Below are 11935 nucleotides of genomic sequence, written 5' to 3'. Positions count from 1 at the left end.
AAGTAATGGAGGAAACATGAAACGAATAGGAATTCTAATTATGGCAGGGTTTATTACCCTGTCTCTTTCTTCATGTGGAAGGGACATCGTTTCACAGAAAGAAGCAAAACCTCTCGTTGCAGAAAAGACAATCACTTTGGAGATCTTGAATCCCAAAGTAGAAATTGCGACCGAGTTCGAGCAGATGGCAGACGTATACGAAAAGGAAAATCCGAATGTAAAACTTGAAATTGTAACCTACGGCGGCGGTGCAAGCTATCTTGATGAATTGAGAGCGAGATTTGCTGCTGATGAAGGTCCGGATATTTTTCCGAATGGTGGTTACGAAGAAGCCAAGGCATGGAAAAGGTATTTAGAGGATTTATCTGATCAGCCCTGGGTGAAACAAGCCTATGATAAGGCGCTTGAGCCGATGACAATGGATGGGAAAATATATGGAATGCCGATCAATTTTGAAGGCTACGGTTTTATCTACAATAAGGATCTTTTCGCTGAAGCCAAGATTGATACCCTTCCTACTACGTTTACCGAATTAAAAAAGGCAGCTGAAAAATTACAGGCAAAAGGGATAACACCTTTTACCGTTGGATACGCAGATAATTGGTTTTTTATACTTATGCTCAATATTGCCTTTGCTCAGCAGGACAACCCCGACGCTTTTATTCAAGCCTTAAATGAAGGGACGGAAACCATCCGTGGGAATAAAGAGATCAAGGATGTTATTCGAATGCTGGACCTCACCATGGAGTATGGTAACCCGGATTATGAGACGATTGATTATAATACCGAGGTGGAGCGGTTTGCAACAGGTAAATCAGCGATGTTGAAACAGGGCAACTGGGTGGAGTCTAAAATCAAGGAAATATCACCAAATATAAATATAGGATTTATCCCTATGTCGATTAATGATCATGCTAAAAATGATGCTCTGCCGATCGGAATCTCGAATAACTGGGCTGTAAATAAGCTGTCTTCAACTGAAGAGAAAAAAGAAGCCAAGAAGTTTTTGAACTGGATGGTATCTTCGGAGCAGGGGAAAAAGTTCATGAAAGAACAATTCCATTATATTTCTGCATTTAAAAATATAGAAACCGATCGCTCAGAACCACTCGTGAAGGATCTAACGCGTTATGTAGAGGATAAGAAAACCTTGTCCTGGAATTGGTTTAAGTTTCCGGAACAGACAAGGGATGAGTTCGGATACGCGATGCAAGCTTATGTTCGGAAGCAGATAAGCGGAGATCAGCTGCTCGATGAGCTCCAATCTTCATGGGAAAAGTATGCGAATAAATAGACAAATCAATATAAGCCGCAAAAAGCATCAATGTAAGACATGTTTAATATGACCCGCTTTTATTACAATGAGTTTAAAGTTAATTATAAAAGAGGAGTCAGTTATGAATTTTAAAAAGATGATGAAACAAACGGTAGTATTATCCTTGTCCGCTTCTTTGTTGGTTAGCGGAGGGGCTTCGGCATTAGCCAAAGGAAACAATCATAAGGATGCAGGAGAAACGTACGGATTTTCCCATATCACTCGTGCGGATATGCTGAAAATACCTGCGCAACAAAATAGTGAACAATTTAAGGTTCCTGAATTTGATGCGTCTACGATTCAGAACATTCCTTCAGCAGTGAAATATGATGAGAATGGCAATAAAATTGAAATGGATGTTTGGGACTCTTGGCCGCTGCAAAATGCAGATGGGACTGTAGCGAACTATAAAGGCTATGAAATTGTCTTTGGCTTAGCTGGCGACCCTGACCGTGGTTCCGATACATTTATTTATATGTTCTATAAAAAGCAAGGAGATAATTCTCTTTCCAGCTGGAAGAATGCCGGCCGTGTATTTAAAGATACGGACAAGCTAGTACCGGGTGATACGATTCTAAACAATCAAGCCGAAGAATGGTCTGGTTCTGCAACATTAACTTCAGATGGTGAAATTCGCTTGTTCTATACGAATCGTCAAGCATGGGACCCTGCTAATGATTTTTACGGAAAGCAAACTTTAACTACAGCTCAAGTTAATGTGTCAGCCCCAAATGAAAACACACTGGAGATCACTGGTGTAGAAGATATGAAATCAATCTATGATGGTAAAGATGGAGACATGTACCAAAACGTTGATTCCACTGGTTTTAGCCAAGGTGACTACAACGACAATCATACCTTAAGAGATCCTCACTACGTAGAAGATAAGAACCGTAAATATCTTGTATTTGAAGCCAATACAGGCAAAGAAACGGGGTATCAAGGGGCAGAATCTCTTAATAATAAAGCTTATTACGGCGGAACGGATGCTTTCTTTGAAGCAGAAAGAAAGAAATTGCTGGAAAGCCCGGTAAGATCATTTGCAGAAATCGCAAATGGAGCACTTGGTATTATTGAACTTAATGATGATTATACATTCAAAAAAGAATTGAAGCCTCTAATCGCTTCCAATACGGTTACAGACGAAATTGAACGTCCGAATGTATTTAAATTAAAAGGTAAATGGTATTTGTTCACAAGTTCAAGAGGATCTAAGATGTACATTGATGGAATCGATGATGAAGACATCTATCTGCTTGGATATGTATCTAATTCATTAACTGGACCATATAAACCACTGAACGGTACGGGACTGGTGCTGCATCAAGATCTAGATCCGAATGACATCACTTGGACGTATGCTCACTTTGCAATTCCACAAGTAAAAGGTGATAATGTGGTGGTCACAAGTTACATGACGAACAGAGGATACTATGGTGAACATAACTCTACCTTTGCTCCAAGCTTCTTGCTTAACATCAAGAATTCGAAGACTTCCGTTGTGAAGGACAGCATTCTAGAGCAGGGTCAAGTCACGATTTCTACGGATAATCCAAATAAACCGGTGAAACCGAACAAACCAAATAATAACTCAAACAGTAACTCAAACAGTAACTCAAATGGTAACTCAAATGGTAACTCAAACAATTCAAACAAACCAAATAAAAGAGATAACTAAGTAATGGAAGTAAATGCGGATTGTATATCGCATTTACTTTCTTTTTATCTATGAGCTTTAGCAGCATCATATCAGAGTATAAATGGGGAAACTATTTTGAATATAGTGGAAAGATTGAGGAGAAGTAAAACGGTGATGTTCATCTTTTTCGCAGGCTGTTTAATCGCATTAGCACTGATCACTTATACCGCAGTTAAAAACGATAAGGAAGCTACTATTCATCCGATTCCAGAGGTAAGTATTCGTCCCGGATATCATTTTACCGTGCCTGACAAATGGAAAAATGACCCCCAGAAGCCGATCTATTTTGATGGAGAATATCATTACTATTATCTATATAATAGCGATTATCCTGAGGGGAACGGTACAGAATGGAGGCATGCGACTTCTGTAGATTTAGTGGAGTGGGAAGATGAAGGCGTTGCGATTCCCAAATACACGAATCAAAATGGAGATCCATGGTCGGGTTCGGTTGTTGTAGATGATACAAACACAGCAGGATTTGGTGAAGGTGCAATTGTAGCGATACTGACGCAACCCTCGGCAGATGAAGGGAAGCAGGAACAATTTTTATGGTACAGTACAGATCGCGGCCAAACATTTCAACCTTATGGAGATACTCCTGTTCTAGCCAATCCGGGAGTGGAAGACTTCAGAGATCCAAAAGTAATATGGGATCATGAGTCGCAAAAATGGGTGATGACGATGGCAGAAGGGTCCAAAATAGGATTTTATGAGTCTGATAATTTAAAAGATTGGCAGTATACAAGCAGTTTCCATACTGAAAATATTGGAGTTCTAGAATGCCCTGATCTTTATCAATTAAGAGCGGATGACGGTACATTAAAGTGGATTCTCGGTGCCAGTGCCAACGGCAAATCGGTAGGCCAACCGAATACATATGCGTATTGGATCGGAGATTTTGATGGAGAACAGTTTATCGCGGATCAGACCGAGCCTCAGTGGTTGGATTATGGATTTGACTGGTATGGTGCGGTAACGTTTGAAGACGGAGTGGAAAGTGATAAATATAATCATCGGTATGCGTTAGCTTGGATGAATAATTGGGATTACGCAAATGTTACCCCTACCCTCGAAGAAGGTTTTAACGGTACAGACTCCATTGTCCGTCAGATCGAGTTACAGGCAGAAGGAGATAATAGGTACTATTTAGTATCCCAACCCATTGAAGCATTAGATGAGTTAACGAGTTCAACCGATACGTTTGAACATATTAAAGTGGATGACTCCACAACACTTGATGTAACAGGAGACATGTATCAGCTGGAGACAGATATCTCTTGGTCAGAGATTAAGAATGTTGGACTCAGACTTCGAGAATCTAGTGATAAAACTCGCCACGTAGACGTTGGTGTTTTTGTAGAAGGCCAATATACTTATGTGAACCGAGCTTCGACCGGACATCCTGATGAGAGTAATAGATATGTAGAAAGTACCGCGCCATTTGATGGGAACAACAAGAAGGTACATTTAAAAATCCTTGTTGATAAAACAAGCATTGAAGTTTTTATTGATGATGGTAAAGTCGTCTTTACGAATGAAATTTTCCCGGAATCGGACGACAAATCAATCACTCTGTTTGCTGAAGGCGGAACGGCGATGTTTGATAATGTAGTCATTAAGCATTTTCGTACGGTGAAATAACAAAAGGGATACGATGAGTATCCCTTTTTAGTATGATTTTTGTTACGTAAGATGTTTACTTTCGAGCTATAATCATAAATCTTGATGAATTGGTCTTTATTCCTTTGTCCGTCTGATTGTCCCTAATCAATTGTTCCAAGATTTGAAAATCATCTTCGGTTTCTCCAAAGTTAGGAATGATCGGAGTATGCTTCAAGAGAAACAGTAAGTCTTCCGGCGTCTGATAATATTCGGTTACATTACCTTCAAAAGCCTCGATATTCGTAAAGCCAGCCTCCCTTAGCTCCGTAATATACTGAGTTTGTAACGTCCCATTTTTCTTACCAAATGCTTGACCTCTCCCAAAAGCCTCTTTTATATTCCCTTTGTCGTTTTCGCTGACTTGTTGAGTCAGAAATATACCGCCTGGAGCTAACACGTTAGCTATTTCACTTGGATCGAAGCCTGAGTGTCTAGAAGAGACGACCTGAAAGAAATGGTTAGGAAAATCAAGATGTTCTGCATCCATCTGCAGAAAACGGACATTAGGGATGCCGGAATTCGCCGCATTTTTAGTTGCTGTTTCCATCATTCCTGTGGAATAATCAATCCCGACGAGAAGCAGTGCAGAGTCCGCGATGGAGAGGATTGCTTCGCCGCCGCCCGTTCCGATATCAAGCAAGAGATCTGACTTCTTCGTTACTTTTGTTACTTCATTATAAAAGTCCCACGGTAATCCTTCGGAGACACATTTCACCCTACTAAAATCCCAGCCGATGCGTTTTCCTACTTTATCATAAAAATCTTTGTATTCTAGTACATTCATTTTTTCTTCCACCTTCCAAATTGAGGTTCATAAAAAGCTAGAGAAAGAACAGTGCCATATCATTCAAATCCTTAGTTACTGTGGACAAAAGGACAGACGGGTCCCTTGACAGCTGGTACGCGTTTTTATCCAGCCCGGCAACTACATACTTCGAACCATACGGAAGTTCATCCCATTCACCTCATTCAAAAGATTTCTTCCATTATATCTCATTTACGAATTAATCAGTAGGATTGTACAGTTTCGAGTTGCAGAGAATAAAGAAAAAGCAGCAGCGAAAAAGAAAGGTGCGAAAAAGTAAGAATTTCGGATATGTAGGCACTAATTTTGATTGTCATATTTTACCTCTATGTAAAAAGTTACACAAGTATTGAAATCTCTTTTGTGTGAGGTTACGATGGCTTATGATGGGCTCATTTCATTATTTTGGAATGAGAGGAGAGAGTTCTCTTTCCCCGAAAACTTACAACTTAGAGGAGAAGACTGCATGATGAGAAAGAAATTAGGGCTTCTTATGTTATCTCTGCTGATGGTATTTACCGTCCTTAGTAACGTAACCCCTGCCAATGCGGCAACGAAAAAGATCCAGGTATATCTAGATGGGAAAGTTATGAGTTTTTCGATTTCCCCTGAAATCAAAAATGGAGTCACTTTCGTACAATTCCGTCCATTATTTGAGGCATTTGATTACACAGTTGCTTATAATAATGCGGCTAAACGAATTAATGCAAATAACGGAATGACAAAAATCCAACTGACGGTCGGACAGAAATCAGCTTATATTGATGGAATGAAGACAAGTCTGTCCGCTGCACCTTACATAACCAAAGGAAGCACACTTGTTCCACTTCGATTTGTAGCAGAAGCAACAGGGTATGATGTGGTATGGAATCAGCAGAACAAAACGATTCATATCTCAACTGGAGTTGCAGATAGCAAGGTAAAAGCACAAGTCGCTGAATTTTTCAAAAAACAGCAAGCAGCGGAAAATGAACGAAGTTTATCGAAAACGATGCAGCTCATTCACCCTGACGCTCCTTACTATGAGGAGATTAAAGAAGAATACCGCGATCAATTTCTTTCCAAAGCAAAAGTGGTCTACAGCAATGTAAATAACATTTATGCCTATGGTGATGACATCTACGCGACCATTACTCGAACACGCAGTTATATCAGTGGTCCTTTCTTCTGGGATTCGGTAGAAACCTATGAAGTGAATCTGATGAAAATGCCAAATGGTACGTTAAGACAGTATGATTTGTACTACGAGGACTACTATTATGCAGCTGAGGATCTCATTGGGACTCAAGTTCAAGTACCCGCAGATACGGAAAAAGCAATCATGCAGACCGTAAGCAACCAATACAAAGGATTTAATGAAAAAAATACAGCGTTGCTTCTCTCCTCAATGGACCCTTCATCCATACTGTATGAAATGATGCAAGCGATGACAGATGAGGGCTTACTAAACGCAATTAATTTTGATATGTCTGCGAAATTCATGAGTGTCATTAAGTACACGGGGAATACCGCGATTCTGTATGCAGAAGAGACGGACAAAATTTTGAAATTTGATATGGAGAGCTTGTACTATCTAGTGAAAAATAAAGGAGGAAACTGGCTCATTTATGATACCGTTGATATTTCAACGATAGAAGATGAATTCAAGTACGACGTACTTTCATAATTGAACGATGAATCTTAGAGAAAGCCCTGCAGATATCTGCAGGGCTTTTTACAATGCTCAGGATAGTTATCATGTGTCTATTAAATCTTTTAAATCCTTTTTTAAGTAATAGTGAGTATGCCCGCCTGCATTATGAATCGTTCCATATACTTCATAACCGTATTTCAAATAGAAATCCAGCGCTTGAAAGCTAAGCGTATCGAGTTTAATGAAATCACATGATTTCTGTCTGGCTATTTCTTCGATCTCCAATAACAGTTTCGATCCATATCCAAGTCCGCGAACTTGTTCATCCAGAATCAAATAGTGGATCTCCAGCCAGTTCCAGCATATATCCCCGACGATTCCTCCCAGTGTTTCCCCGTCTGCATTTTTTAGAAACAGGTTCAATTCTTCGTACCGATCACTAAGTTCTTTAGGAAAATGAGCATGATTAAAGGCAATCAGCTTGTTACGGACACGGGTCCGATCCTCATTACTGTGTTCAGTGGAAATATGTAGTTCCATGGTATATTAACCTCTCTTCATAATGATCTCAATTCCAACTTACCTTATTTCAATCCTAACAGGAAAGTAAAAAATGTTTTATATTCAATTGCACCTTAAATTACAGAGGTTTCCTAGCCTCTCTAATCGAATGTAACAGGGATACTGCACTTAGGCGGCTATTACCTTTAAGAAAAAGGAGCTGATATCTATGTTACGTGACATGGATTGGATACAGAAAGATCCTTTACTGGATGAGCTGTTAGCACAAAATCTACCGATCATCGTACAGCCGGTGACGCAAAATGTTGATTTTCAGTACCGAGGAAGACAGAACTAAATTTGAAGCAATAGCTTATCTGCGCTGGATTCTGCTTACTCGGTTTGCTCAAGGGCCGGAAGGAACAGACCTTATGAAAAAAGCAAACGAGATTGCAGCTCTTAATCCATTCCTGAGAGATCTGAATCTCCAGGAATAGACCGCATCTTAGAAAGAATAAGATGAATGACAAGGAGGAGAATATGGTTGCTATTTTTGGCCCGTTTCCTGTTCTGAAATCAGACATACTTGTACTTAAGAAAGTAGAAGAGGAACATGTAGATGAATTGTTCGAGATCTATAGCAATGACGTTGTATTCAAATATTGCGGGATCCTTCCGAGACACAATAAAGATACGGTGAGGAAAATGGTCGGACACTTTGAGCGAGACTTTAATAAACAGACGCGTGTAAAGTGGGGGATTTTTACTGAGGATCAGCAGGATCGGCTGATTGGTATTATAGAAGTATTTGATCTCAATCACAAGGTGAATATGGCCACGATGGGTTACTTCTTAGCAGAGGCTTATTGGGGTAGGGGGTATGCAACGGAAGCGGTTCACTTGGTGCTTGAATTCCTGTTCCTGCGTGCGGGTATTAACCGAGTTCAGGCGGATGTAATGCCGCAAAATGAAGTCTCCAAAAAGGTGCTTATCAAAAACGGTTTTATGAAAGAAGGCACACTCAGACAAGCAACGCTTTGGCCCGGCAAAGGGGTGGTGGATCGAGAAGTATTCGGTATTTTAAAAGAGGAGTATGGTCACTCCAAACAAAACAAGAAGCATAGCCTATTATAGGCTATGCTTCTTTTAACAACTATATATCGTTATTGGTGTAACGTAGATTTCTCACTTGAAACTTTGTTTTTTCTCTTGCTAAGTGCGTTAGGTAACATAATTAAAGCAGGTACCAGCATCGGAAGTAAGATGAAGCAAAGTACAAGGAGACCCGCAATGACTGCAGCGGCCAGTTCAATCAGCAGGACAAGTCCTGATGGAATAAGTGTGGCAAAGGTACCGCCGAGTATAATCATGGCGGAGATGATAACGCCGCCGATATTTTTGGCTGATTCCACGAGTGCTTTTGCAGGTTCCAGTTCCCCATATTCTTTGTAGCGCATCATGAAGAAGATACTGTAATCGACTCCGACCGCTACAATAATGATGAAGGAGAAGAAGGGAACAAACGATGATACGCCGTCAGCACCCAGTATTTGATAGGTAACCAGATTGGTTGCAGCCATGGCAACATAGTACGAGACGATCAAAGACAATACAATATAGATGGATGGCAGAATCGAACGAATTACAAGTAGCAGTACCAGGAACACACCGATAATAACGATAACCGCTGTTCCGTTAAATGACTCAAGCTGTACTTTATTGGTATCATAGGTGGTAGAACTTGGTCCAGCTGCTCCGAATACAGCCCCATCTAGGTTAGTTCCTTTGAGTCCTGAAGCAACGGTCTCATTAATCTCTTCAATGGTGTCCATCGCTTTTTTAGAATAAGGATCATCATTTAAAATAACCATCAATTTCGTAATTTTACGATCTTCGGACATGAAATTATCAAGTACCTGGGCAAAATCTTCTCCTTCGAGCGCTTCTCTAGGAATGAAGAACGTTTTGGAAGATTCAAATTGCGTTAGGAATTCGTTGGTTTTTCCAAGTCCCTCCGAAATATCTTCAAGTCCATTTCCACTTTGATGAAGTCCATCTTTTAATGAACTTAGACCGCCCGAAAACTGAGATAGTCCGTTACTCAGTTCTTCTTGCCCCTGATTTACTTGAGCCAGAGCAACATTTAATTTATTCATATTTGCAGCAATTTCATCCGCGCCGCTTGCGCCTTGATTCAGTCCAGAGCTCAGCTCTTTTGCCCCATTTTCTAATTCTTTGAGACCGCTGAGGATTTGCCCCTGAGCACTATTAATTTGATCTAAACCACCAGCGGCTTGTGTAAAGGCGTTATTTAACTTTTCATAATTCGTATTGAGCTGTGTTAGCCCTCCAGCCCACTGGGCAATGCCGCTTTCGAGTGCTGCACCTTGCGTCTTCAGCTCGACATAAGTATCATCTGATGCAAGTTCACTGTGGGAAGCGCCGAGAGCAGTGATCAGTCCGTTAATTCCTGTCATCCCTTGCTGGATGCCGGGCAGTTGCTTCGCGAGTGATTCATATCCACTGCCAAGTGCAGTATATTGTTTCTGAATCTCACGGAGTCCGTTTGAGACTTCTACAGAGCTGTTTTGTATGGAAGAAAGACCGTTTCGAATCTCGGTAATTCCGGAAGAAAGTCCGGTAGCACCGGTAGCCCCATCACTAATACCGCCTCCAAGTTCTTTCACCGCATCTGTCAGTTGCTGATATCCTGATGTAATCTCTCCCGAACCGGAAACTAGCTGATCCACTTCAGAGAAGTCAGGCGTCTCAAGTCCTGCTTCCATCTGTGAAAGTCCATTCTGGATCTGATCGACACCATCCTTAGAAGCTGAGATTCCATCCGTTATAGCAGAGGTTTGGCTATCTGTATACAAATCCGGAATTTCCTCGAATTGTGGCTGCGTTACACTGGATACGCTGTCGACTCCTTCGAGCTGGTTAAGGGAGTTTGTAATCGAATCAATGACAGCCAAGGCATCATTGTTATCCATCGGCTCATCATTTTGTATAACCACATTCGTAGGTAGAGCCTGACCTTCACTGAAGTTTTCAGCAACGAGACTGAATCCCTTGGTCGAAGGGTAGGCGTTACCGAGTTCTTTCAGCTGGTCGAAGGACAACGTTTGTTTGCTGAACATCAGAACGGGAATCATGATGACAATAATAAGTGCAGTTGTAATAACCGGATATTTTACTGAAATCGTAGCGAGCTTGGTCCAAAACTTGCTGTCTTTATGGCCGTTATTTTGTTTGGCAGGCCAGAATAATTTTTCCCCGAGTGTCTTCATAAAGAAGGGGGTTAATGTATAAATCTGCACAATTAACACAATAGCACCAATGGCTACCACGTTTGCAGATTTGTAAATTCCAAAGTTTGAGAAACTTAGTGCAGCAAACGCAATAAATACGGTTAATGTACTGTAGAGAATGGTTTTGCCTGCGGTTCGGAACGTAGTGAAAATAGCTTCATCAATCGTTGCCCCGTGAGCAAGTTCTTCTTTAAAGCGATTGAATAAAAGAATGTTGTAGTCGGTACCGATCCCGAACAGAATGAGGACAAGCAGCATCTGCGTTACACTGGTGACCGGAAAATTCAATTTTTCAATAATTTGTGCTGCAATGCCCATGGATACGAGATATGTAATCCCTACCGTTAGTAGCGAGATAAACGGGATGAGCAGTGAACGGAACATAATAATAAGAACGGCAAGAATGAAGACAACCGTCAGTAGAGCACTTTTTTCTACGCCTGACGTCGTTGCTTCCAGATAATCGTTCTGAATAAAATCTTCACCACTTAGATAAAAATCAGTATCTACGGCAGCTAATTCTTGCTCCAGTTGTTCTTTAATGACGGCAACTTCACGATCTCCTTTATCGAGGCTGAAGCTGACCATTAAGGTTGTTCCATTCTCGGAGAGAAGAGAGGATTTCGCCTCTGGGGTAGAAAAAGGGTCGATCATATCGCGCACACCGAGCGCCGAACCATGATCTCGTATGTTCTCTATACCTGTTTCGATCTGAGTTAAATCCGTTTCAGAAAGTTTATTCTCATTATGAAAAACAATAATGTCACTGGTACCTTGATCTCCTGTCATTTCTTTTAATAGTTCACTTGCTACTTTGGAGGGACTATCTTTGGTGAGCGGATCTTGGCCTCTTTCATGCAGGATCGCGTTGACATCTGGCTGAAACACGGTGAGTAAGATTGCGCTAACCAGCCAAAAGGCTAGAAGAAGCCAGCGCCACTTTAGTATCTTTTGCATTCGTACATTATCTCCCTTGATCTTGGAATAGTGGCATTGCTTAAGGTAC

Annotated in this window: 10 protein-coding genes; 7 read left to right on the top strand and 3 right to left on the bottom strand. The window is 40.9% G+C overall.

Annotated features, from left to right (window positions below; all coding sequences use genetic code 11):
• Positions 1-16: 16 nt before the first annotated feature.
• The 3 genes from ACWPWY_RS15645 to ACWPWY_RS15635 all read left to right on the top strand — a co-directional run bounded on the left by ACWPWY_RS15645 (position 17) and on the right by ACWPWY_RS15635 (position 4658).
• Entirely contained in the window at positions 17-1294 is a 1278-nt protein-coding gene (locus ACWPWY_RS15645; RefSeq protein WP_454192497.1) for an ABC transporter substrate-binding protein, read from the top strand.
• 103 nt (positions 1295-1397) lie between these two features.
• Positions 1398-2993 (top strand): glycoside hydrolase family 68 protein, encoded by a 1596-nt coding sequence (locus tag ACWPWY_RS15640; protein ID WP_454192496.1) that lies wholly within the window; start codon positions 1398-1400, stop codon positions 2991-2993.
• A 135-nt stretch (positions 2994-3128) separates the two neighbouring features.
• Positions 3129-4658, top strand: coding sequence for a glycoside hydrolase family 32 protein (locus ACWPWY_RS15635; RefSeq protein ID WP_454192901.1), 1530 nt, complete (start codon positions 3129-3131; stop codon positions 4656-4658).
• A gap of 55 nt (positions 4659-4713) precedes the next feature.
• Here the strand turns inward: ACWPWY_RS15635 and ACWPWY_RS15630 are convergent, their stop codons facing one another.
• The gene (locus ACWPWY_RS15630; RefSeq protein ID WP_454192495.1) at positions 4714-5463 is read right to left on the bottom strand and encodes a class I SAM-dependent methyltransferase; all 750 of its coding nucleotides are present in this window, start codon (positions 5461-5463) and stop codon (positions 4714-4716) included.
• Positions 5464-5950: 487 nt separating this feature from the next.
• Between ACWPWY_RS15630 and ACWPWY_RS15625 the strand changes: the two genes are divergently transcribed.
• Positions 5951-7150 carry a copper amine oxidase N-terminal domain-containing protein gene (locus ACWPWY_RS15625; protein WP_454192494.1) on the top strand — a complete coding sequence of 400 codons (1200 nt, stop codon included), beginning with the start codon at positions 5951-5953 and terminating at the stop codon, positions 7148-7150.
• Positions 7151-7219: 69 nt separating this feature from the next.
• Here the strand turns inward: ACWPWY_RS15625 and ACWPWY_RS15620 are convergent, their stop codons facing one another.
• The gene (locus ACWPWY_RS15620) at positions 7220-7657 is read right to left on the bottom strand and encodes a GNAT family N-acetyltransferase (protein ID WP_454192493.1); all 438 of its coding nucleotides are present in this window, start codon (positions 7655-7657) and stop codon (positions 7220-7222) included.
• A 190-nt stretch (positions 7658-7847) separates the two neighbouring features.
• Between ACWPWY_RS15620 and ACWPWY_RS15615 the strand changes: the two genes are divergently transcribed.
• From ACWPWY_RS15615 to ACWPWY_RS15605, 3 genes are read left to right on the top strand one after another with little or no spacing between them, the layout of a single operon-like run.
• Positions 7848-7976, top strand: a complete 129-nt coding sequence (locus ACWPWY_RS15615; RefSeq protein WP_454192492.1) for a hypothetical protein — start codon at positions 7848-7850, stop codon at positions 7974-7976.
• Complete coding sequence (locus ACWPWY_RS15610; protein WP_454192491.1) at positions 7942-8115, top strand: hypothetical protein; 174 nt, start codon at positions 7942-7944, stop codon at positions 8113-8115. Before ACWPWY_RS15615 ends, ACWPWY_RS15610 begins: the two co-directional genes overlap by 35 nt.
• Positions 8116-8158: 43 nt before the next feature.
• On the top strand, positions 8159-8752 hold the full coding sequence (locus tag ACWPWY_RS15605) for a GNAT family N-acetyltransferase (protein ID WP_454192490.1): 594 nt from the start codon (positions 8159-8161) through the stop codon (positions 8750-8752).
• A gap of 29 nt (positions 8753-8781) precedes the next feature.
• Here ACWPWY_RS15605 and ACWPWY_RS15600 read toward each other — a convergent pair whose 3' ends face one another.
• Positions 8782-11886 (bottom strand): MMPL family transporter, encoded by a 3105-nt coding sequence (locus ACWPWY_RS15600; RefSeq protein ID WP_454192489.1) that lies wholly within the window; start codon positions 11884-11886, stop codon positions 8782-8784.
• Positions 11887-11935 lie beyond the last annotated feature (49 nt).

The organism is Paenibacillus sp. Marseille-Q7038, from assembly GCF_965111595.1.
Note: the sequence above shows the minus strand (reverse complement) of the source record. Positions and strands in the feature narration are given on the sequence as shown.

Bases quoted from the DNA above. Each gene is read 5' to 3' on its own strand.
- ACWPWY_RS15645 (WP_454192497.1), top strand. From the start codon at position 17: ATGAAACGAATAGGAATTCTAATTATGGCAGGGTTTATTACCCTGTCT.
- ACWPWY_RS15640 (WP_454192496.1), top strand. From the start codon at position 1,398: ATGAATTTTAAAAAGATGATGAAACAAACGGTAGTATTATCCTTGTCC.
- ACWPWY_RS15635 (WP_454192901.1), top strand. From the start codon at position 3,129: ATGTTCATCTTTTTCGCAGGCTGTTTAATCGCATTAGCACTGATCACT.
- ACWPWY_RS15630 (WP_454192495.1), bottom strand. From the start codon at position 5,463: ATGAATGTACTAGAATACAAAGATTTTTATGATAAAGTAGGAAAACGC.
- ACWPWY_RS15625 (WP_454192494.1), top strand. From the start codon at position 5,951: ATGATGAGAAAGAAATTAGGGCTTCTTATGTTATCTCTGCTGATGGTA.
- ACWPWY_RS15620 (WP_454192493.1), bottom strand. From the start codon at position 7,657: ATGGAACTACATATTTCCACTGAACACAGTAATGAGGATCGGACCCGT.
- ACWPWY_RS15615 (WP_454192492.1), top strand. From the start codon at position 7,848: ATGTTACGTGACATGGATTGGATACAGAAAGATCCTTTACTGGATGAG.
- ACWPWY_RS15610 (WP_454192491.1), top strand. From the start codon at position 7,942: ATGTTGATTTTCAGTACCGAGGAAGACAGAACTAAATTTGAAGCAATA.
- ACWPWY_RS15605 (WP_454192490.1), top strand. From the start codon at position 8,159: ATGGTTGCTATTTTTGGCCCGTTTCCTGTTCTGAAATCAGACATACTT.
- ACWPWY_RS15600 (WP_454192489.1), bottom strand. From the start codon at position 11,886: ATGCAAAAGATACTAAAGTGGCGCTGGCTTCTTCTAGCCTTTTGGCTG.